Source organism: Faecalicatena contorta, from assembly GCF_022835095.1.
GTDB lineage: Bacteria > Bacillota > Clostridia > Lachnospirales > Lachnospiraceae > Faecalicatena > Faecalicatena contorta.
The window spans coordinates 2,862,106-2,883,353 of record NZ_BQNQ01000001.1; the positions used below are offsets into that span (position 1 = coordinate 2,862,106).

At 45.4% G+C, this 21,248-nt stretch carries 20 protein-coding genes; 7 read left to right on the forward strand and 13 right to left on the reverse strand.

Going from position 1 to position 21,248, the window contains the following annotated elements:
* Positions 1-9: 9 nt before the first annotated feature.
* The 4 genes from MWG26_RS12755 to MWG26_RS12770 form a co-directional block, all read right to left on the reverse strand.
* Positions 10-1,392, reverse strand: coding sequence for an MBOAT family O-acyltransferase (locus MWG26_RS12755; protein WP_309295986.1), 1,383 nt, complete (start codon positions 1,390-1,392; stop codon positions 10-12).
* 41 nt (positions 1,393-1,433) lie between these two features.
* Positions 1,434-3,185 carry an S-layer homology domain-containing protein gene (locus MWG26_RS12760; RefSeq protein ID WP_025657186.1) on the reverse strand — a complete coding sequence of 584 codons (1,752 nt, stop codon included), beginning with the start codon at positions 3,183-3,185 and terminating at the stop codon, positions 1,434-1,436.
* Between the two features lie 89 nt (positions 3,186-3,274).
* Positions 3,275-4,507, reverse strand: a complete 1,233-nt coding sequence (locus tag MWG26_RS12765; RefSeq protein WP_025657185.1) for a glycosyltransferase family 2 protein — start codon at positions 4,505-4,507, stop codon at positions 3,275-3,277.
* Positions 4,504-5,601 carry a polysaccharide pyruvyl transferase family protein gene (locus tag MWG26_RS12770; protein ID WP_117441168.1) on the reverse strand — a complete coding sequence of 366 codons (1,098 nt, stop codon included), beginning with the start codon at positions 5,599-5,601 and terminating at the stop codon, positions 4,504-4,506. Before MWG26_RS12770 ends, MWG26_RS12765 begins: the two co-directional genes overlap by 4 nt.
* Before the next feature lie 187 nt (positions 5,602-5,788).
* Between MWG26_RS12770 and MWG26_RS12775 the strand changes: the two genes are divergently transcribed.
* A complete protein-coding gene (locus MWG26_RS12775) occupies positions 5,789-7,351 on the forward strand; it encodes a glycosyltransferase family 39 protein (protein WP_025657183.1) in 1,563 nt (520 codons plus the stop codon).
* Between the two features lie 46 nt (positions 7,352-7,397).
* On the opposite strand, the gene MWG26_RS12780 is transcribed toward MWG26_RS12775, so the two are convergent.
* Positions 7,398-8,396, reverse strand: a complete 999-nt coding sequence (locus MWG26_RS12780) for a dipeptidase (protein WP_049915870.1) — start codon at positions 8,394-8,396, stop codon at positions 7,398-7,400.
* 206 nt (positions 8,397-8,602) lie between these two features.
* Here MWG26_RS12780 and MWG26_RS12785 point away from each other — a divergent pair, with 206 nt between their 5' ends.
* From MWG26_RS12785 to MWG26_RS12795, 3 genes are all read left to right on the forward strand, one after another.
* A complete protein-coding gene (locus MWG26_RS12785) occupies positions 8,603-9,343 on the forward strand; it encodes a gamma-glutamyl-gamma-aminobutyrate hydrolase family protein (RefSeq protein ID WP_025657181.1) in 741 nt (246 codons plus the stop codon).
* A gap of 183 nt (positions 9,344-9,526) precedes the next feature.
* Positions 9,527-9,709, forward strand: a complete 183-nt coding sequence (locus MWG26_RS12790) for a hypothetical protein (RefSeq protein ID WP_025657180.1) — start codon at positions 9,527-9,529, stop codon at positions 9,707-9,709.
* Positions 9,710-9,721: 12 nt separating this feature from the next.
* A complete protein-coding gene (locus tag MWG26_RS12795) occupies positions 9,722-9,979 on the forward strand; it encodes a spore coat protein (RefSeq protein ID WP_025657179.1) in 258 nt (85 codons plus the stop codon).
* 423 nt (positions 9,980-10,402) lie between these two features.
* Here MWG26_RS12795 and MWG26_RS12800 read toward each other — a convergent pair whose 3' ends face one another.
* From MWG26_RS12800 to MWG26_RS12810, 3 genes are read right to left on the reverse strand one after another with little or no spacing between them, the layout of a single operon-like run.
* Positions 10,403-11,455 carry a lysylphosphatidylglycerol synthase transmembrane domain-containing protein gene (locus MWG26_RS12800; RefSeq protein WP_025657178.1) on the reverse strand — a complete coding sequence of 351 codons (1,053 nt, stop codon included), beginning with the start codon at positions 11,453-11,455 and terminating at the stop codon, positions 10,403-10,405.
* Between the two features lie 11 nt (positions 11,456-11,466).
* The gene (locus MWG26_RS12805; protein WP_025657177.1) at positions 11,467-12,822 is read right to left on the reverse strand and encodes a radical SAM/SPASM domain-containing protein; all 1,356 of its coding nucleotides are present in this window, start codon (positions 12,820-12,822) and stop codon (positions 11,467-11,469) included.
* 44 nt (positions 12,823-12,866) lie between these two features.
* Positions 12,867-13,442 (reverse strand): manganese efflux pump MntP, encoded by a 576-nt coding sequence (locus tag MWG26_RS12810; protein ID WP_025657176.1) that lies wholly within the window; start codon positions 13,440-13,442, stop codon positions 12,867-12,869.
* A gap of 208 nt (positions 13,443-13,650) precedes the next feature.
* Between MWG26_RS12810 and MWG26_RS12815 the strand changes: the two genes are divergently transcribed.
* Positions 13,651-14,220 carry a TetR/AcrR family transcriptional regulator C-terminal domain-containing protein gene (locus MWG26_RS12815; RefSeq protein ID WP_117441169.1) on the forward strand — a complete coding sequence of 190 codons (570 nt, stop codon included), beginning with the start codon at positions 13,651-13,653 and terminating at the stop codon, positions 14,218-14,220.
* Positions 14,221-14,233: 13 nt separating this feature from the next.
* Here the strand turns inward: MWG26_RS12815 and MWG26_RS12820 are convergent, their stop codons facing one another.
* From MWG26_RS12820 to MWG26_RS12840, 5 genes are all read right to left on the reverse strand, one after another.
* On the reverse strand, positions 14,234-15,043 hold the full coding sequence (locus tag MWG26_RS12820; protein WP_025657174.1) for a DUF6179 domain-containing protein: 810 nt from the start codon (positions 15,041-15,043) through the stop codon (positions 14,234-14,236).
* Positions 15,044-15,072: 29 nt separating this feature from the next.
* Positions 15,073-15,615, reverse strand: coding sequence for a DUF6323 family protein (locus MWG26_RS12825; RefSeq protein ID WP_025657173.1), 543 nt, complete (start codon positions 15,613-15,615; stop codon positions 15,073-15,075).
* 181 nt (positions 15,616-15,796) lie between these two features.
* The gene (locus MWG26_RS12830; RefSeq protein ID WP_025657172.1) at positions 15,797-16,039 is read right to left on the reverse strand and encodes a putative signal transducing protein; all 243 of its coding nucleotides are present in this window, start codon (positions 16,037-16,039) and stop codon (positions 15,797-15,799) included.
* 17 nt (positions 16,040-16,056) lie between these two features.
* Entirely contained in the window at positions 16,057-16,275 is a 219-nt protein-coding gene (locus tag MWG26_RS12835; protein ID WP_181969598.1) for a DUF3795 domain-containing protein, read from the reverse strand.
* A 32-nt stretch (positions 16,276-16,307) separates the two neighbouring features.
* Positions 16,308-17,504, reverse strand: a complete 1,197-nt coding sequence (locus tag MWG26_RS12840) for a coenzyme F420-0:L-glutamate ligase (RefSeq protein ID WP_025657170.1) — start codon at positions 17,502-17,504, stop codon at positions 16,308-16,310.
* A gap of 246 nt (positions 17,505-17,750) precedes the next feature.
* On the opposite strand from MWG26_RS12840, the gene MWG26_RS12845 reads away from it, so the two are divergent.
* The gene (locus MWG26_RS12845) at positions 17,751-19,751 is read left to right on the forward strand and encodes a hydantoinase/oxoprolinase family protein (protein ID WP_025657169.1); all 2,001 of its coding nucleotides are present in this window, start codon (positions 17,751-17,753) and stop codon (positions 19,749-19,751) included.
* A 233-nt stretch (positions 19,752-19,984) separates the two neighbouring features.
* Positions 19,985-21,232 carry a PocR ligand-binding domain-containing protein gene (locus MWG26_RS12850; protein WP_025657168.1) on the forward strand — a complete coding sequence of 416 codons (1,248 nt, stop codon included), beginning with the start codon at positions 19,985-19,987 and terminating at the stop codon, positions 21,230-21,232.
* Positions 21,233-21,248 lie beyond the last annotated feature (16 nt).

The window sequence follows — 21,248 nt, forward strand, 5'->3', positions numbered from 1 at the left end:
TGTATTCTCCTAAAATCTAAAATAAATAAAAGGATTATATGTGCCGCTGGAAAGGCTCAGCATACAAAGCAGCAGCAAGATAAAACTTCCCGCATAGCTTGCGGCAGTTGCTGCCCTGCCCTTGCCGCCTGCTTTTTCCGACAGCATCCTGAACTTATCCAAAAGCGGTATACTTCCAACCACTCCCAGAACAACTGTCAAGTCAAACAGCGGATTCATCTGGCTGACCGCCACGTTTATCATCCCGGCACTAAAGTCCCAGCCCGTAAACATTTTCCCGATCATTTGAATTCCCTGGGTAATGGTATCCGCCCGGAACATGACAAATCCCATACAGACAACTAAAAGAGTGTACAGATGGCAGAATACTTTCGGTAGTTTTTTAATAGGAAGAATCTCTTCCAGAAGAAGAAATGCCCCATGCCAAAGCCCCCATAGCACGAAGGTCCAGTTCGCACCATGCCACAGGCCCGTGGCAAAAAAAACAATAATCTTATTAAGGCAGGTCCGCAGTTTTCCTTTCCGATTCCCTCCCAAAGGAAAATACAGATATTCTTTGAACCAGGTAGACAGAGATATATGCCATCTCCGCCAAAACTCCTGTACGCTCCCAGACACATACGGATGCCGGAAATTCTCCAGGAAATGAAATCCAAACATATGCCCAAGCCCGATTGCCATATCGCTGTAGCCGCTGAAATCATAATAAATCTGGAGCATATAGGCAATAGCGGCAATCCAGGCGGAGAAAATATTAATTTCCCCTATCGGAGTCCCAAACAGAGCGTCTGCAGCCACTGCCACAGTATTTGAGATCAGAACCTTTTTGGCTAATCCTATGATAAAGCGGCGCATCCCTTCTGCAATCTCTTTCAGATCGGCATGCCTGTCCGTAATCTGCTTTTCTATATCATGGTATTTAACGATAGGCCCAGCGATAAGCTGTGGAAAAAATGAGATGTATAAAATCATATTCCACAGATTTTTCTGTACCTTAACATCCTGCCGGTAAGCGTCAATTACATACGACATTGCCTGGAAGGTAAAAAATGAAATACCGATAGGCAGCGCCAGGCGGACTTCCGGTATCGCCATACCACACTGCCGGTTGACCGTACCTATCATCATATCCGCATATTTAAAAACCACCAGAAATCCCAGATTTACACAGATCGATAATGCCAGCATCCCTTTTTTTAAACTTCTGTTTGCTGCTGCCATCGTCCTGCCAAACAGATAATTGATGATAATACTGAAAATCATCAGCAGTACATAGACCGGTTCCCCGTAAGCATAGAACAGCAGACTGGCAATGATTAACAAAAAATTCTTTAAACGCAGAGTCGGCAGCAAATAGTACAGCACTAGAACTACCGGCAGAAATACACACATAAAAACCATTGAGCTGAACACCATAGATGTTTAATTCCTTTCTACCACCGATACTGCAATACCGGGCTGTTGATTGGCTGCATATAGAAATTATATATGCCAATCTCTGCCTGAGCTTCCGGATCGCATATGTAAGATGCGCCATCTATATTGATCACGACCCAGCCATGAGGCCCATAACCTCCGGATGCCATACCGACCTGCCCCTCTACGAATTCAGCGTCATAACCCAGCCCTTTAGCCAGGAAATAAAAGGCGGCTGCATAACAGTAGCAATTTCCTCGGTGTTGTTCAAAAGCCCAGATAGAGTACCATTGGGCCCTTGTAAAACCCTCCGGCGGATCCAGCGGAATCGGCAGCGTATAATAACTTACATTATTCACGACCCACCAGTAGCAGGCATTCAGATCCTTTCCGACCTCGCTGTAAACATTCTCTACATGTCTGTCCACGCGCATCTTAGCCGCTGAGCCTTCGATTTTAGCGCTCTGTTCCCCTGCCTTCAGACGGATTCCCATCTCCAGCTCGACATATACAAGTAATTTATAGGTACCAACATGATAGCCATGGTTCTTTACATCCCCTGTAAAAGCATAAGTTCCGTTTGACTGCCGTGTTGCAGTATACCAATATAAATCACTCTGGTCATCGGAACACCATGCCGGAACCTGCACTCTGCGGATGGCCTGAGATGCTGTCACATCCGATACTGTAACCTTAAATGTCCCGTCCTTTTTACTAGAATTGCTGACAGTTACTTTCCCGACGCCTGCACTGATTTCAATGTCCGGAAGCTGCCCCGGCAGAAACGTCTCGCAGAATCTCTGGATAATCGTTGCACAAACCGCCCTGCTCGTGTTTCCCTGCGGATTAAGGCTGCCCTGGTCTCCCTTGATTATACCGCTGCCCACAGCCCACTGCATGCTCTCTTTTGCAAAACTGCTGACCTTAGCCACATCCGGGAAGGAATTCAGGGATTTTCCTTTTTCCAGCTGACAGCCCTTATACTGTGCATAGCGGTACATCATCGTAACCAGCTGCTCTCTTGTGATCATATCAGAAGAACCAAATCTTCCATCCTCATAGCCACTGATGACTGCCACCTCATCCCTGCTTGCCCATAAAACTGCTTTCGTGAAAAAAGTTCCATCCGGTACATCCGGAAAACGACCGGAATAGGAAACATCCTCCCTTCCATCAATCCGATACAGTACAGTCGCAAACTGTGCTCTGCTCAGTTCAGAGGACGGCGAGAACATATTATCTCCCATTCCGGTCATAATACCTTTATTCAATACATAGGACACATAAGAATAGAACCAGTCACTTTTTCTGACATCACTGAACACTTCTGCCCCAATGCTGTATGTACTGATATATGGTTCTGCCTCTGCCTGGGCCTCAGTGTCCTCTTCCTCCCCATCCTGGAGATCTGCTTCTTCAGTCCCCTCTTCCTCCTGAAGATCTGCTTCTTCAGTGTCCTCTTTTATCTCATCAGTTTCGGAAATGCCTGTTATGGCATCCTCCTCTTTTCCGGGCTGTCCTTCTGCTGTCTGGCTGTCTTTATCAGACAGTTCATCAGTTTCACCTGTGGGCTGGCCCGGTTCAATTTTCTCTGCTGCTTCGTTGCCCCGGACATCATCAGGCTCCTGGGTGCCTTCCGTCACCACAGCCTGGCCAACTGCATATTCATGGCCCGTTATATCATCCTGAGCCAGCGCAGTTCCCCCGAACAGAGAGGTTGTCATAACCAGTGTAAGCAACAAAGCAGTAGTTTTTTTAGTAAGCTTCATTCCATCTCCTCCTATTCCTTATATATCTTACACATTTTCCAATAAACGGTCAAGCCTGGCACACAATTTCCCTCCTACTAATTATTACATTATTTATGCAAAATTTTCCCTGCTGCGCGCAGAGGAGCAGTTACCTTCCAGCTTGTTGATTCCGCATAGTCTTTGATCTCTTTTCTCTGCCGCTTGATCTCAGCCCGCAGTCTGTCATTTTCTGCCTGAATCCGGGAACACTCTTCTGATTTACGGTGCATTCTCTCATTCCACATTCTATCACAGAAAAGATGACCGCCCGTCATTTGATAAAAATCTTTGACCGTAAACTGATATTTTTCTTCAAGCAGCCGCACTGCATCCTGATTCCGTAATAATTCATGGAAACGTCTTATTCCTGCTGCCGGAACAGCCTGTTCTGAAAGTATAGGACGACAGAGCAGAAAAGCCTTTTCACACTCCAGTTCCAGATCTGTCTCTGAATCCGGGCAAACAAAGTCATTGCGGAATGTATCGCAAAACAGCCCATCGTCCATCCCATCAAAGAAATGGGCACGGATATCCATATATTCGTTAAAAAATCTTGTATTGCTGATGTCCGATTGATTACTGTTATTTATATTCTCCTTTCCTTCCCCCATAAACCTGCGCATGGCAAGGAGCCTCTCGGGCATCACATAAAGCGGATGCTTTTTAGCAATACGAACCCAATAATCAAAATCATGAGACTGCATATATCCCAGGTCGAAATCTCCTGTTTCCCTCATAATCCCAGTCCGCATAAGCACAGAAGGATGTGACAGGCAGTTTCCCAGAAAATAAAAGGTGTGGAGACAGTCGCTCTGCCCCCTGAAACTTGTTTCAAACAATTCCACCATTTCCCTGTACTCTTCATTAATATTTCGTCCCGTTTCATCAATTAAATCAATCCATGAAAAACAGATGTCCCTGTCCGGATTGGAGCGAAGAAAATCCATCTGCCGTTCCAGCTTATCCGGATACCAGATATCATCGCTGTCTATCCTCGCAAGAAATTCTCCCTTTACTTTTTGAAACCCATAGTTCGTAGCGTAACAGATATGCCGGTTTTTCTCCAGCTTGTATAACTCAATCCGCTCATCCTTGTAGCTCTTAATCACTTTGCAGGAACTGTCTGTGGAACCGTCATCCACAATAATGAACTGCATGTTCTGATAGTCCTGTCTCAAAACACTCTCAATTGTTTCCCCTATCGTATCCTCATGGTTATAGTTAACCATCAGTACACTAACTAACTCATTTCCCATTCCGTTCTCTCCATATAACTTTTGTATATTTACTTCCTGTTTCATCCCCTTAAAATGTGGTCCAGTGCCCCAAACTGTCCGGCTGCCTCTGCAATTAGATTCTCCTTCTCAGGAGGTTTCAGCTTGTCCACTTTCCCTATCAGCTCCTCTACATCCGAATTCAGGTTGTCTAGCTGCAGATAAAACGGGTAGTCATTATCCTCCAGAGTATACTTTGTTTTCAGATCATAAATAATTGGAAGAACCTTTTTTCCCATAAGCCATCCCAGTATAATACTGTGAAATCTCGTCCCAATTACAATTTCGGATTCCGAAAAACACCCTATGCATTCCTGGAGATTCTGATCATAACAGCATTCCGTAACCCGGTCTTTATCAGGATTTCCCATTAACTCCCGAATTTCCTTTATGGCCTCTTCATCTCCCTGAAATCTGCAGAATGATATGAACTTAACTTCATACCCTCTTTCTAAGTATCCGTCTGCAAGTCTGGCAATAAATCTTTTATAAGCCATATCGTACTGGCTGATCCCCCATTTTCCATGCCGGTTCTTCATATCAATAACAGAAAAAAGAACCTGATGCTTCTGCTTTTGCACAGCTGCAGCATGATAGTTAAAAACAACATCAGGCGCATATCTAACCTGCGGAAGTTCAGGAAACAGGCCGGCGGAATATCTGTCCCTGAAGCTGATTCCTTTATACTTTATAAACAGTTCTCTGTAACTTTCCAGATACCGCTCATCTTCATAAGGGCCAAAATTTGCTCCAACTACAAAGATTCTTTTGCTCCTGGCACAAAGCTCTGCATCCAGACGGTATGCGTCTGCAAAATCATCCTGATGCTGTACAAAAACAGATCCCCCGATATGGACCGTCGCATAAGATGTTTTCAGCATCCACTTCCAAAATCCCCTGTCAGTATGCTTGACTCCGCCGGCAATGCGGTCCATTACACGAACATACCGGTCTTCTGGTGAGTATACCGACAAATTGCAGATATCTTTAAAACGCTCTTTGTAAGTGTGATCCGCAAATATTCTAAATTGAACTCTCGGATAACGCTCACACAATATCCGGATCAAGAGATCGTCTCCCAGGTTCCCCGCCGCATAGGCATGGATAAATACTTTTTTCATAAATTTTTGTCTCCATTTTCAAGTCTTATCATATTCCGTAAACCCGGCCTACTGATTTTTAATTATAACATTTACTATTCTTTCAGGCAATCTCTCCTCGACAAAATTACCAGGCGTGTTGCATTTTTTTTACTGCTCCTTTATAATCTTCCCATAATGATAAAAGTAATAGAAGGAGTTTTAAAAAATGACTACTGTGCCTAAAAACAAACGAACAACATTTTTTATCATGAGCCTCATCATGCTTGCCGGAATTTGTGCCACAGTCTTTGCAGTTTCATTAAAAAAGGGCATGCATGTAGATGAGTATTACAGCTATGGGCTCAGTAATTATTCCGGAGATGACATCTTTATGCATATAGATTTAGGGAAGACCTACGATGACCCTGCAAAGCCATTTCTGGACTATATGGCTGTACAGCCGGGCAATGGTTTTTCATACGGGAATGTATGGGAAAAACAGAGCGCCGATGTACACCCCCCACTTTATTACGTAATCCTTCATACTGTATGCAGCTTTTTTCCGGCAAAATTCAGCATATGGTTTGCGGGTGTCATCAATATTGCTTTTTTCAGCGGCATTATATTCCTGACTTACCTTACGATGAGACGCCTGGCCATGCAGCGCACTTCGGCTATGACTGCCGCATTATTCTGTGCATTGGCAGGCGGCCTACTGCAAATCAATACTTTTCTGCGTATGTATACGATGCTAATGTTTTATACTACGCTTTTGACCTGGCTTCATGTGAAGTATTATGAAGATCAGCCATTACGTTTTTTTATTTATTATCCCCTGGCCATACTCTCCGGCATGCTGACACATTATTACTTTTTTATCTTCCTTTTTTTGCAGGGAATGTATTTTGGCATTTCGCTACTCGTTCGAAGACACTGGAAATCCGCATTGCTTTATCTTGCGGAGACTCTGACTGCTACGGCTGCCGCAGTTTTCATCTTCCCGGCTATGATCACACATATCTTCACCGGTTACCGGGGGAAAGAATCACTGGATAATCTGGCGTCTTCCTTCGGTTATATTGACAGCCTCAGAGACTTCTTACAAATTATAAACAACAATCTGACCGGGAATATACTCTATATTATCCTCTTTCTTTTTGCTGCCGCGCTCGTCTGCCGGTTACATATAAATAAGAGGGCAGCTATCACAAACAGATGCCTTTGGGGTATGCTTTTGTTTCCTGCGGTCTGTTATTTTCTACTGGTTTCAAAGATTGCCGTTTACCATTATGATAGATATATCTCTCCAATATATCCTGTCTTAATACTATTAATAAGCGGATTGATTGATTTTACAGTCCGTACATTCTTCAGAGATAAGAACCTCCGCTTTACTATTTCGGTTCTTTTGACCATGGGGTGTATATTCCTCAGCTATTGGGGATGCGACTGGACTTATTTTGAAAAACAAACAGAGCTGTCTGTTGAGACTGCAAAAAAATATGCCGGGCTGGATTGTATTATTGTCAATGACGGGGTGAATTTCTGGAACCATACCCTTTATTATGAAGCTATAAACTATAATTCGCTAACATTTTTATCTTCTGAAAACTTAGATGTTTATACGGATACGACGGTTTATCAGGATAAACCCGTGATTGTTTACATCATGGATATCCTGGAAAACCAAGAGGAACTGCTCCAGAAACTGCTGAAACAAAATCCATCTTATTCCGGTTATACCCATATCACAGACAGTCATTATGCGAATGGGTATCTGCTGGAATAACCATTTCCCCGGTGTTTGTATTTCGGGGGACCCCTTGTGTATAATTTTACAAGGCATCCCGTATCACCCTAAGCGCATTCCCGGACATGATTTTATCCAGCTGACGCTCAGTAATGCCTCTCTTTTTCATGGCATCCCACACCAGGCCCATCTCGCACACATGCCCGATCCACCCGTCACGTACCTTATTTTCAAAACCGTCAAAATCCGTTCCTATAGCAGCCACGTCTTCACCGCCGCAGCGTATCATATACACTGCATGGCGGGCAATATCATCTAATACGGCCTCATCTCTTCCGGTCAAAAACGCCGGATAAAAGTTCAGCCCTGCCACACCGCCGTTTTCCGCAAGCGCGCGGATCATATGATCCGAAAGATTCCTGGGATGGCCGCAGAGAGCTCTGGCATTGGAATGGGAGGCACAGACCGGTGTTTTGCTGATTCTTATACAGTCCCAGAATCCACCGTCTGATAGATGAGACACATCTACAAGCATTCCAAGTTCGTTCATCCGTTCCACAGTAAGGCGTCCAAACTCTGTAAGCCCCTTCTCCATTATACTTTTGTCACGGGAATTCGGATACCCGAGGCAGTTCGGATGGTTCCACGTCAGCGTAATCAGCCGGACACCCTTATTGTAAAGCTCATCAATCCTCGATAGACTGCCTTTAATAACTCCGCCTTCTTCGACCGTTTTTACGGCAGATATCACTCCATTCACGGAATTTGTTGTTATTTCCTCCGCAGAATGTGCAACCTGTATTTTCTCATTCTGCTCCTGCTCTAACCTGTCTGCCATGGCCAGTACCGCCAAATATGCGCGCTCCCATGCTTCCGATGAAATCGGCTCCGTCCCTCTTGTATGTACATTCTTATTTTCAAAGGATACTGCATTTACAAAGCATGCAAAAAACTGGGCTAGTGTCCCCGCACTTTCCATCCCTCCCACGTCAATACTAAATTGATTCACAGCCAGGCACTCTCCTTTGGGGGCATCCATCAGCCTGCTGATCGTATCACAATGCATATCTATTAATCCCATCATTCACCATTCCCTTCACACTTATAATGTTTTCACATATTCATGGCAAAGTATATCCAAGGGCACACCGTAACTCAGGCCCTGCGGGCGGACGTGCAGTAAAACTGCACGACAAGGTATATTTTACCACTTTTTTACATACTCTATAACCACTACTTTTGGCGGGCGTAATCCTGTCTGAATTATCCTATGTTGAAAAAGGAGTGCTTATGAAACCGAAAATCGGAATCGTTGTCTGCGGCCTCATGGACGACAGGCAGTTCGTGACTAATACTTATATCCAGTCTGTCAGATACTCCGGCGGGCTGCCCTTTATCCTGCCTCTGATCAGGTCTGACCACGCAATCCAGGAATATATTGCCTTCTGCGATGGATTTCTCTTTTGCGGGGGAAATGATATTACGCCTCTTTTATTTGGAGAAGAGCCCAAAAATGGGATCGGAAAAACCGATATTACGCTGGATCTATTTCAGATCCGGCTCATGAAGGCTGTTCTGACCACAAAGAAACCTGTCTTTTCTATCTGCCGGGGGATGCAGGTATACAATGTTGCCTGCGGCGGTACGATCTATCAGGATATCTCCCTGCAGCCCGGCCGGCCGCTCAACCATATGCAGCAGTCCTACTCTCGCGCAGAAGTCAGCCACAAAATCCAGGTTGAAAAAGGGACACAGCTCAGGAAATACATCGGCTCCCGCCTGGATGTCAACAGTTTCCACCATCAGACAGTTGGCATGCTGGGCAAAAATTTGACCGCATGTGCACATGCATCGGACAAAACCATTGAAGCCATCGAAATGCCTACGCATCCATTTGCAATTGGCGTGCAATGGCATCCGGAGTGTATGTACCGCACGTCTCCTGAAATGCGCGAACTGTTTTCAGAATTTATTCTGCATGCAAGGCTCAGGCCTCCGGCACCGATAGAACAGCAGTCCCTGGAAAAATAATACCATTTATGTCATATTTTAGTCTATCTCTAAAAAGACTTTGTTTTTTTAATGCTGTTTATTGGAAATTTTTTTACAGCAGCTTTATTGTCAATATATACCGTAATAACCGGCCAAGTATAATTTTTCATGCCGCGGACATAATAATCTTCGAAAATATTATTTCTCAAAGGAGGTCAGATTATGTCCGAAATTTCTGTATTAGATCTGCAAAACTTACGTCACCTGATTGGCGGCTATGACACAACACACTGCAAAATGACTGATTATGCATCACAGGCTGAAGACCCTGAGGTTAAAAAACTTTTCCAGGATGCAGCTGATTCTGCAATGAAAAACAAACAGGAACTGATGAAATTCTTATAAGAGGTGACGAATATGAATGAAAAAACAATGGTATCCGATGCCTTAGTCGGAGTAAACGGAGAACTGAAAATGTTTGGCGACATGATTCCACAGACTGAAAACAAGGAATTAAAACAATGCCTGAAACAGATCCGCAACGAATGTGAGATGTCTCAGGAGAAACTCTATCAGGTAGCAAGAGAAAAAAGTTACTATGTACCGGCTCAGAAAGCATCACAGCAGGAAGTAGAACACGTAAAATCAATCTTAACACAGCCTAAGACTTTTTAAGCGGCGGGACGTGGGCGCTGAGTGAGAGATAGGCAGGGGAACATTTGGGTAATATTCACGGGGCCGTGCACCTTGCTGCACTGCATCCGGGCCAGCAAAGCGATGGGGGCGGGCATCTGGCTCCTCGCCACAGGCGACTTTAAATGAGCCAGATACCGTTACTATGTACGGCCCATAGACCGTGCATAGTAACACATTTGGGACTGTCTATGCTTTTTCAACTCCTGTCCGTTTGCGGAGAATCCGTTAAAGAAAAAAAGGGAGCATGAAGGAATTGCCTTCATGCTCCCTTTTTTTCTTTAACGGATTCTAACAGCGCTCTCGATGGAGTTCGAAAAGGTATAGACAGTCCCAAATATTCCCCTGCCTGTCTCCCACTCAGCTGAGTGCATCCGGTTGGGAGTAGCCCCTGTACGGGGCTTTTTAGCATACGGGGAAGGCGGATTGGGACTGGCTATGCAGGATTTTTTTGCTGTGGGTTGTTGCTGCTACGATAGCTCCTAAAATAAAAGGCAGTATATACGTTGCGAAGCGGTAGATCAGCATTGCGGATGCGGATTGTGTTTTTCCTATTAGCGGGGTGAACAGGAGGACGAAGAGGAATTCTGCGGCTCCTACTCCTCCGGGGGCGGGGATGACACCTGACAGGGCGGTCATCATTGCGGCCGTGGCCATGTATAGTGAGAGTTCTGAGGAATTGAGCAGGTGGAAGATGGTGACGGGGATGAGATACCATGCGCTTAGTTTTAGGAAATTCAGAATGAACAGGTCTAATAATAGCTTCTTGTTTTTTAGGAGGCTGCGGGCCTCTGTACGCACGATGATTGCTTTTTTCTGCCATTTGGACAGATCTTCTTTTTGTTTTTCTTTGCGGATGACCTTTTCTGCAAGTTGGAATATTAGGCGGTGCAGCGGGGCACAGACGCAGGCTGTAATCAGGGCGGCAGCAACTAATACGGCAAGTACCACACCTGTCGCCATATAGGTTTTATATTCACCGAAATATTGATTCATTGCTCCATAGTTACTTAGAAAACTAAAAAGAAAGTATAGACAAATGGAGATGCGCTGGATCGTGTAGTTTATGGTGAAGATTCCCAGGCTTCTGGAGGCCGGTATGCCTCTTCTGCTGACATAGTACATGCCCGCAGGGGCCGTTCCGCTCCCGAACGTAACCACTCTGAAAAAACTGTAATAGAAGGAACAGCCGATCCCCACGCTCCAGGGAGTATTCTCGTCACAGGTGCGCAGCAGTTTTGTCAGTGCACAGCCATCGCAGCAATTGTACAAAATGCTGAGAAAAAACACGCCTGTGACCACCTTAAAAGATGTTGTTTTTAACTCGTTCCATATGCTCCCCCAGGAATCCTTCAGGGCCAGGAATGCGGTCAGGAAAACTGCCGCCAGGAAAAGCAGCTTTCCGATGCGTTTCCATGAAGAACGTGTCTGCTCTTTCTTTTTATTTTCCTGCTTCAATAATATCCACCTTATTTCTCCCACAGCTCATCCGCTTTTTCTTTCCACTCCTTCGCGTACATCTCACATTTTCTGCAGAGATGCTCTACCGTCTCCGGGGACTGCATGTCAGTGGATCTGGCACCGGTTTTATTCACCATTTCCAACAGTTTCTCCGGGTTTTCAAGCATCGGACATGGGCGGAGATGGTTTTCGTTGAATGGCTGCCCCTCTCTGTATGCCATGAAAAGCGGCTGTTGAAGCGCTTCTAAGAGGCTCACCTCTTTGATATTTGCGCTGGAATAATGGATAAATACGCATGGCTCCACATCTCCGTTTGGATTAATATGGCAGTAATTCCGTCCTCCTGCGATGCATCCCCCTACGTATTCGCCGTCATTTTGGAAGTCGAATGCAAAGATCGGCTTTCCTCCCTCTACGGCCCTGATTTCACGAATTCTGTGATATATGTACTCCCGCTGTTCCTTTGTCGGCAAAAGCTCCACTGCCGCGTCATTACCAACCGGCATATAATGAAAATACCATGCGTACCGGCACCCCTTTTCAATAATCATGTCCAGAAATTCATCGGATGTTACGGTCTCAATGTTTGCCCTTGTATAGCAGATCGAGGTTCCGAATATCTGGCCGTGCGCCTTTAGTTTATCCATTGCTTCCATAACCTGGTTAAATACACCGATGCCTCTGCGTCCATCATTTACCTCCTCATAGCCTTCCAGGCTGATTGACAGGGACAGATTCCCGACCCGGTCCATCTCTTCGCAAAACGCCTCGTCCACCAGTGTGCCATTTGTAAATGCATGAAATGCACAGTCATTATGTTTTTCGCAGAGCCTGATGATATCTGCCTTCCTCACAAGAGGTTCCCCGCCGGTATACATATAAAAATAGATTCCGAGTTCTTTTCCCTGGGTAATGATACTGTCCAAATCCTCGTAAGTCAAGGACAGCGTATGCCCATATTCTGCTGCCCAGCAGCCTGTACATTTCAGATTGCATGCACTGGTTGGATCCAGCAGGATCAGCCATGGAATGTTGCACTGATATTTTTCCCTGCTTTCATGCATGATTTTCGTTCCGCTCAGCATGGCTTCGAATCCCAGGTTCATGGCCGTTGTTCGGATCACATTCGGGCTCACTTCATCTAAAATCCGGTTCACATAAGTCATCCATTTTCCATCCTTGTCCCGGATGATCCTCCTTGCCGCATCATAACTTTCCGGTAGGAACCGGTCTTTTGCAAAGCTTTCCGTCAGATCAACCATTTTCAGAAAACTTTTCTCTCTGTCTTTATTGATGTGCTTCATTGCGGAATCAATCACCTTGCCAAATGCCGCCCGCTCTGCCTGATGTCTCAATTTTCCCATTTCCCATTTCCTCCTTTTTTTCTCGTTTGTCACTTATCATTTCTTCATTTTATTCCCCTTATCAGCAATTCAATTCCACCAATTAACAGAATGCATCCGCCCAGGGCCACTATTTTGTTTTTCGACTGGCACCCCATCCAATATCCTGCATAAATACCGAGAATCACACTGGCGGCTGTCACAATTCCGATGATGAAGACTGTATCCGTCAGGTTTGTTCTGAAAAGCCCAAATCCTATTCCTGCCAGAAATGCATCAACGCTCGTTATACATGCCCACACCGAAACCTGTTTCAGCTCTACGCCTTCCTCCTTGTGTTCGATGATCGTCTGATGTCTTTTGCCCTTAAGGATCATATACATGCCAAGGCACGCAAAGATAAGAACTGAAATGTATTTCCAGTGGGCTGCGGCCTTCTCTGCCGATGCTTTCAGAAGCGGAATATTCGTGATCATATTTCCAAGCAGAAGGCTCGCCATCTGCCATACGGTAAAAACACAGCTTATTTTAACTAATGCAGATTTACGAATCTCAGGCATCATCGCGCCTTTGTAAAGTGCATATGCAAATACATCCAGGGATAATCCGATTGAAATCATCAGGATTTCAAAAAGTACCAATATCCTCCTCTCCTTCCCTTTCGTCTGCTTACCTTTATTTTATCAATGGTTCTGAAATTTCATAAGATGCAGACTTCACTTAATGTATTTTTATTAGAACAATTTTTCGGAAATGTTCCTTATAAGCTACATATTTTCTAATTTGTAGCCCGCCGCTTCATTTTCTAACGGTGAATATGTTATAATATCAGTAAAGGAGTGGAGTTTTATGGAAGATAAAAAGGAATTAACAAAGGATTTACTGACCTCATCATTCAAAGAACTCATCATGCAGGTGCCTTTTGAAAAGATCACAATTAAAATGATAACAGACGGCGCGGGGGTCATCCGCCCGACATTTTATAAACATTTTCAGGATAAATACGAACTGCTTGAGTGGATTTTTGAAAAGAATATAAAAGAAAATATACAGGTGCTGATCGAGAATAATATGGAAGAAGATATGTTCCGGCTTCTATGCAGCTGCCTCGAAAAGGAAAGGGCCTTTTATAAAAAGCTGTACGCTATACAAGGCCCCAATTCCTTTGAGGAACTGATGTATCAATACGTATTTACTATACTTCTGGACTTACTGAACAGATATCCGCTGAAATCTCCCGACAAGCTGGCCGCTCTTTCTAAAGATGCCGTTGCGAGATTCTATGCTTTTGGCCTGACTGATTCCTTGAGGTACTGGATCCTGCATGATACCGAGTACACTTCTGAACAGCTCAATGAGGCCTACCATTACATTATCCGCTGTTCCATCCTGGATCTGCTCGAATATCCGGTACCATAACCCCCTGTCCCAATCAAAACCGGGCATGGTTCTTGATTCTAACGGACAGTTCCCGGGCGCAGTACCGGAACCTGCCTGCGTATAATTCTTTCATAACAGCCTTTTCCAACAGATCCAGCAGATATGAGACCTGTCTCTCTATAGTCTCCGCCGGCATATCCTGAAAGTAACCCTCCGTTTCACTCTGCCCCTCCCCGTCCAGTTCCAGGTCAAAAAGAGGCCTTTCTGTGATCATGCAGGCCAGCGCACGAAACAGTACGGGAAGGCATATATTATCCAAGTACAGCTCTTCGTAATCCGGGCAGGTGGATTCCAACAGATTTACGATGCCTGGCCTGTGAAAACTTCGGAGAAAACGCTGCTCGTACTCAATCTGACTTAGATAAGCCAGGATTAAATCCACCCCCTTTTTCCCGCACTCCATTTGAAAAACCGGATAGTCCAATGTCAGAATATGGTCCTGGGGTTGAAATACCGGGTCATACCAGGTGAAAAACGCGGGCATACCGCTTACAATCGTCTCTCTGTAATTTTTGCATCCATAGTCGTCAAAGCCTTCAATAATATGGTGATATATCTCCTTGGCGCGGCCTGTCTTCTCCAGTACAATCCGGTACCCTGCCTCATAGGTGGACGCAGCCCCTGCCCGCTGCCCCTGAAGCATATATTCTGCAGGCTCTCCCGCCACTTCATTGATACAATAAACGACTGCTTCCATAAGCTGTTCCGCCGTTTTATAGGAAACAGAAGAACTTTCCTTTGATGTATAGCGTTCGGCCAGTTTTGCCACAACGGGCAGTAATTCTTCAATCTCATTGTGCATCCGTGAACCTCCTTCCACTGCTTTCCCCTTTACTCCCAGCACAGTTCCCTAAGCGCCTGCAGATACAATTCTTTGTCCCAGCGGGTCACCTCATCGAACTGTTCATACTCTCCGTTTCCGCCGCTAGCCGTATATCCACGGTAGCCTGCACGGACTGCCGCAGTAAAGACTTCCAGGCATGTTTCCTCCAGATAGTCCAGATCTCCTGCACAGACTGTCTCAAACTGTTCTCTCATAAAAGTCAGAACCTCATCATCTGTCATCTGATCCAGCGCAGCATTTTTGAATTCATAAAAAACATCCTGCAGCCGTTCCAGGCTGGACAGATAATTATGCTGGCTGATATACTGTGAATCACAGAAAACATAAATCAGTTGATCCAATATTCCCCTCCCGAATTCCACCCTGCCATACTTTTTCAGGCTCTGATTCCTGCATTCTGCCAGCTCTTTGATATCCGCCTCCCTGAGCACGAGTCCGAAGCGCTCCGTCTTCTGATTCATTGCGGACAATAATGCCAGTTCCTCTTTCCTCTTTGTCAGTTCCAGAAGTTCTAAAATATTCGTTTCCATGACACCGCCCCTTTCCCAATTGATTTTTCATTATAAGGCCGCGCCGCAGACTTTACAAGACTTGAAAAAATACGCGTTTTGTGGTAATATAAGGGTAGAAAATGAGGCGGAAATCAAATTTCCGCCTCATTTTTATTGTATTTTCCTTTGTTCCACATATGTCGTTTAAATGGCAGATTGTTCACTCTTCATCTGCCCCTTCAATGATATTCCAGATCAGTTCTCTGGCCGCTTCCACATCGCTCTCATCTGCAAAAATATCCTCGCCGAAGATGGAGTTTCCCGTATAGATATCCATGAGGCCTCCGCTGGCAATTCCCTGCCTGTACGCCTGGATATTATGCTGGCCCAAGATGTCCAGGATCATTTCTGCCTCTACCTTATCTCGTGCTGTACATACTTTTGTAACCTTCATTCCTTCCATACTGTTATCCTCCTTAATTACACTGCAGATTCAGCTGCCATCTGCCGGTACGTGCTTTGAATTATTTTCTCTACATTCTCATGTTCCATGCTGCAGCGGATGATCTCACACGTGGGCCTGCCTTCTCCACCGCATCCAGTGCAGTGTGATTCCTCACTAATATGATACATGGGGCACAGCCCGCAGTTTAATCCGCAAAGAGAAAACTGGGGGTAAGGTCTTCTGTATTTCTGCATCTAAACCTCCCTGCTATGACCGGATCAGTACATTAAGACACATAATTATCAAAATATCCCTGCACAAGGATAACCGGAGTTCCCTTATCACCAGAACCGCTCGTCAGGTCACAAAGTGAGCCAATCAGATCTGTAAGCCTTCTTGGGGTTGTTCCCTGTGCCGCCATATCTCCCACCAGATCGTCTTTTTTCTCTTTGATGCGCTGAGAGATGGCCTCTTTTAATTCCTGTCCGGATAAATCTCTGAACTCATTATCCGCCAGGTATTTTAACTTCACCTCATTCGGCGTACCTTCCAGCCCCGGGGTATTCGCAACGGACACGCATGGGTCTGCAAGTTCCCAGATCTTTCCGACAGGATCTTTGAATGCTCCGTCGCCGTATACCATCACTTCCACATGTTTCCCTGTCTTATCAAGAATACACTTTTGGATTTCCAGAATCAGCTCACCGCATTCCTTTGTCCGCGGGAATAACTTGACAGATTCCTCGGTGGATTTATTAGATCCGAGAAGTCCGTATTTTTCATTGCAGCCGCTTCCGTTCACCGGAGAGTTCAGCAGATCGTCCATGCCGCAGACAATCTCCGCACCGTTTTCTTTGAGCAGCCTTTTTGTTCTCTCACGGCTATGTATATCACAGTTAATTACCTTTTTGGTATACTTAAGAATCTCCTGCGGATGGTTGGCGAAGATGACCTCCACTTCTGCGCCTTCATTTCTGATTAAATCGCTGTAATACTGCACGTAATCCACGCCCGTGAAACGGTGTTTGTTCTCACCGAACAGCTCCCTGTAGCGCTCCAGATCCAGGACATCACTGTAAGGATTCACGCCGGCCGCATCCAGCTTATCCTGGGATACCAACTCGTTCCCCACTTCGTCTGACGGGTAACTCAGCATCAGCACAACTTTTTTGGCGCCCCTTGCCATTCCCTTCAGGCAGATAGAGAAACGATTCCTTGACAGAATAGGCAGAATAATTCCGATAGTCTCCCCGCCAAGCTTATTTTTTACATCCTCTGCTATGTTATCAACGGATGCATAATTTCCCTGTGCTCTGGCCACTATGGATTCGGTGGCTGCTATAACATCTCTGTCACGGATCTCGAACCCTTCACTCTCGGCAGCTAAAAGTACGCTGTCTACGATAATATCTGCCAGGTTATCTCCCTCGCGTATAATGGGACAGCGAATTCCTCTTGAAACAGTTCCAACTCTTCTTTCCATAATATAGTCACTCCTTATAATTTTCTTTTAACTTTTATTATTTTATCATATTTTCATCAATTATACCATAAATAACAACATCTTTATTGTAGTTGGCAGGCTTCCATTTCGCGCTCCAGCATTCACTCCCCCCTCCCATAAATGCAAACTCACGTATTTTTTACCTTTTCTCCCTAAAAAACTACTCTCTTCCGTCTCTTCCAAGTGTTAAACTTAACATAGATCATGTGGAAAAGAGGGATTTTTATGATAGGAATTGGAATTGATACCGGAGGCACTTATACGGATGCGGTTGTATATAATCTGGAAACGAATCAAATACTGGCATCTGCTAAGTCTCTGACAACGAAAGAAGATTTAAAAACAGGGATCCACAATGTACTGGAAAAACTTCCCGGTGACATGCTCTCCTCCTGTGGGGCGCTTTCTCTGTCTACAACACTCGCAACCAATGCATGCGTGGAAAACAGGGGCGGAAAAGGAAAGCTTGTCTTGATCGGGCTGGCCCGCCAGACGCTGGAATCTTCTTATCAGGATTACGGGATCGAATCGCTGGAGGACGTATATCTGCTCGAATGTGAACTGACTCCCAAGCCCTCTAAAAGCGTTCAGCCCGACTGGACTCAGTTTGCCAAAGACCTGCAAGACTTTGCCGGGGACTGTGACTGTATCAGTATTGTACAGCTCTTCGCAAAAGAGCATCACGGTAGTTATGAAAAAAGAGCGGCGGAAATAGTAAAATCGGTTCTTGATATTCCTGTGATTCTGGGACACGATCTGTTCCCCGACAGAAATATGTTACGAAGGGGCGCCGGGGCGTTGCTTAACGCGCGTCTGATCCCAGTCATCCATGAATTCATGACCGCGGTAAAAGCAGTCTTTTTGAACCATGGGCTTTCTCTCCCGGTAGTGATTATGCGCAGCGACGGCAACCTGATGTCCGATGAGTACACCTGCCGGCACCCGGTGGAGACGCTTCTGTGCGGACCCGCGGCCAGCATTACGGGGGTTCAGCATCTCGTCTCGGAAGAAAACGCAGTCATCGTAGATATGGGAGGTACGACTACCGATATCGCCATCATTAAAGGCGGGGAACCACTGAGTGCTAACGACGGGATCCAGATCGGAGACTGGAAGACCTTTGTAAAGGGCCTTTATGTAGATACCTTTGCTCTGGGCGGCGATACCGCCGTACATTATAATTACGACGGCGGCCTTTTCCTTGAGAATTACCGGATCATGCCTCTGTGCATGCTCGCCTCCAACTATCCCGGCATCAAGGAACAACTGGCCGGACTGGATGCATATCCCGAGGGACATACTTTCCCGCTGTATGAATTCTTCGTGCTTATGAAAGATGTCTCTGTGCATGCGCAGTACACGGAGGACGAGCTGGCTCTCTGTGAAGCCTTGAAAAACGGGCCTCTGATGTACCCAAATGCGGCAAAGGCGATCGGAAAAGATATCTACGGACTAAAAACTGCCCGTCTTGAGGAGGACGGCATTCTATTAAGATCCGGTCTGACACCAACTGACGTGATGCATATATGTGGGGATTTTGCAGCCTTTGACAAAGATGCCTCCCTGGCCGGCGCGGAATTTATTGCAAAATACGCCCATATCTCCAAGGAAGAACTTTGCCGGAAAATTTATGATATGGTGGAGGAAAAGCTCTACTGTAATCTGATCCGTATTCTGATGGACACGGAATTAGAGGGATTAAAACATACGATGTCCGATTCACAGATAGAAACGCTGATCCATATCAGCTACGCACAATTGAAATCAGGAAACGGCGCTTTCTTTTCAGCCCGCTTTTCTACAAAGGCTGTTCTGGTCGGCGTCGGAGCTCCTACACACATTTTTCTGCCCGCTGTAGCAAGGCTGCTCGGCACGAAAGCCGTGATCCCACCCCACGCCTCCGTGGCAAATGCGATCGGTGCGATTGTTGGCAATATATCAGCCACCGCCACCGCCGAAGTAAAGCCCGCCTACGAGGAGGAAGAAATGAACGGGTTCCATGTCACAACTGCTTCCGAATCTGTCTTTTTTGAAGAGTATGAGGATGCGCTAAAGTATGCTAAGGAAGCCTCCAAGGCAATGGCAATGGAGATTGCCAGAACCCAGGGCGCCATCGGGCCACTGACCACTTCCCGCCGCATAGAACGAAAAGAAGCCGCAATCAGCGCCAATCCGCTCCTGCTCTATGAACTCGTACGCACAACTGCAACAGGAAAGGCCATTTAGGCTTTTCCTGTTCTGTTGTAACAGTGCAGTTAAGCCCGGATCGAAGCGGAGCGGATACCTGTATGCCTGCAACCACTATGCTTTCGTACGGTCTGCGCAGTAAATGCGCAGACCTGTCTGAAATATTACTTCTTTTTACTTTTTTTGATATTTTTCTTGCAATTTCTAACCATATTCTTAGAAAAGTGTGTTACACTTATGATACTAAAAATTAGTGAAACGGAGGCTTACGAATGGCACCTTTATTATATTCCATCGTTTCGGAAGATACACTGCACTCCATGGTAGACACATTTTATGCCTGTATGAGGCTTCCTATCCAGGTTATCGACGAACATGGGGAGTTTTTGGCTGTAAGCGGACAGATGTCCAGCTTCTGCCGCTGTTTCCAGGACTATCTTCCCCCCAACGACAGCTGCGAAAAAATGCATATATCAGCCAGTAAAAAAGCGATCACGCTTGGCGAGCCTTACATATTCTCCTGTCATGCTGAATTGAATCACATCGTGTTCCCTCTGATCAGCAAAAAGACATTCCTCGGCTCTATCCTGGTAGGGCCGTTTTTGATGGATTCCCCGGACTCCATCCTGATCTCGGACATTGCCAGGAAGTACAATATTCCAACCGATGAGGCCCTGGAGTTATACGATGAAACGGGCAATATTCCCGTTGTCTCACCCTCCATGGTCAATCATATCAGCCACCTCTTATATTATCTGTTTGCCAACCTGATCGACGACAGTAAAGAAGAGCTCAAACAAAATAACCAAAAACTGCTCCAGCAGTCCAGGATCAATGAATCCATACAGCGTTACAAGGCCGAAAATATCAGTACTGCTTCCTATCCTTATGAAAAGGAAAAGGATCTGATCGCAAAGGTAAAGGTAGGCAATGTGCACGAGGCCAATGCGATACTCAACGACCTGCTCGGCTATGTGCTGTTCTCGGAGGGAAACAGCATCGAGATTGTGAAGTCAAGGGCTATTGAGCTGTGTTCTCTGCTTTCCAGGGCGGCAATTGAGAGTGGTGCTCCTACTGATAACATTTTAAAATTGAATAACCATTTTTTGAAAAACCTGCAGCAGATTACCACCATGGATACGCTTTGTTTTAAACTGCAGGAGATTGTAGAGGCCTTTTCTGAAAGTATGTTTAACTACATTCCTTCCAAAAACAGTGAACTCGTTAAAAAATCCATGCTTTATATATCGGAACATTTTAACGAACCTATTACCTTGGAAGATGTTGCCTCCCACGTTCATCTCCATCCGTCTTATTTTTCTACCATGTTCAAGCAGTCCACCGGCTCTTCCTTCAAAGAGTATCTGAACATGGTGCGTATAGAGGAAAGCAAACGCCTGCTTTCCAATACGGATTTTTCAATCATTGATATCGCCGTGGCTGTAGGTTTTGAGGACCAGAGTTACTTTTCCAAAGTGTTTAAGAAGTATACCGGACTGACGCCTAAGCAGTATCGGTAGCAATTTCATTTTCCAA

Bases quoted from the DNA above. Each gene is read 5' to 3' on its own strand.
- MWG26_RS12805 (WP_025657177.1), bottom strand. From the start codon at position 12,822: ATGGGAAAATTGAGACATCAGGCAGAGCGGGCGGCATTTGGCAAGGTG.
- MWG26_RS12835 (WP_181969598.1), bottom strand. From the start codon at position 16,275: ATGCAGAAATACAGAAGACCTTACCCCCAGTTTTCTCTTTGCGGATTA.
- MWG26_RS12830 (WP_025657172.1), bottom strand. From the start codon at position 16,039: ATGGAAGGAATGAAGGTTACAAAAGTATGTACAGCACGAGATAAGGTA.
- MWG26_RS12815 (WP_117441169.1), top strand. From the start codon at position 13,651: ATGGAAGATAAAAAGGAATTAACAAAGGATTTACTGACCTCATCATTC.
- MWG26_RS12775 (WP_025657183.1), top strand. From the start codon at position 5,789: ATGACTACTGTGCCTAAAAACAAACGAACAACATTTTTTATCATGAGC.
- MWG26_RS12765 (WP_025657185.1), bottom strand. From the start codon at position 4,507: ATGAAACAGGAAGTAAATATACAAAAGTTATATGGAGAGAACGGAATG.
- MWG26_RS12760 (WP_025657186.1), bottom strand. From the start codon at position 3,185: ATGAAGCTTACTAAAAAAACTACTGCTTTGTTGCTTACACTGGTTATG.
- MWG26_RS12795 (WP_025657179.1), top strand. From the start codon at position 9,722: ATGAATGAAAAAACAATGGTATCCGATGCCTTAGTCGGAGTAAACGGA.
- MWG26_RS12850 (WP_025657168.1), top strand. From the start codon at position 19,985: ATGGCACCTTTATTATATTCCATCGTTTCGGAAGATACACTGCACTCC.
- MWG26_RS12840 (WP_025657170.1), bottom strand. From the start codon at position 17,504: ATGGAAAGAAGAGTTGGAACTGTTTCAAGAGGAATTCGCTGTCCCATT.
- MWG26_RS12780 (WP_049915870.1), bottom strand. From the start codon at position 8,396: ATGATGGGATTAATAGATATGCATTGTGATACGATCAGCAGGCTGATG.
- MWG26_RS12755 (WP_309295986.1), bottom strand. From the start codon at position 1,392: ATGTGTGTATTTCTGCCGGTAGTTCTAGTGCTGTACTATTTGCTGCCG.
- MWG26_RS12770 (WP_117441168.1), bottom strand. From the start codon at position 5,601: ATGAAAAAAGTATTTATCCATGCCTATGCGGCGGGGAACCTGGGAGAC.
- MWG26_RS12790 (WP_025657180.1), top strand. From the start codon at position 9,527: ATGTCCGAAATTTCTGTATTAGATCTGCAAAACTTACGTCACCTGATT.
- MWG26_RS12845 (WP_025657169.1), top strand. From the start codon at position 17,751: ATGATAGGAATTGGAATTGATACCGGAGGCACTTATACGGATGCGGTT.
- MWG26_RS12825 (WP_025657173.1), bottom strand. From the start codon at position 15,615: ATGGAAACGAATATTTTAGAACTTCTGGAACTGACAAAGAGGAAAGAG.
- MWG26_RS12820 (WP_025657174.1), bottom strand. From the start codon at position 15,043: ATGCACAATGAGATTGAAGAATTACTGCCCGTTGTGGCAAAACTGGCC.
- MWG26_RS12785 (WP_025657181.1), top strand. From the start codon at position 8,603: ATGAAACCGAAAATCGGAATCGTTGTCTGCGGCCTCATGGACGACAGG.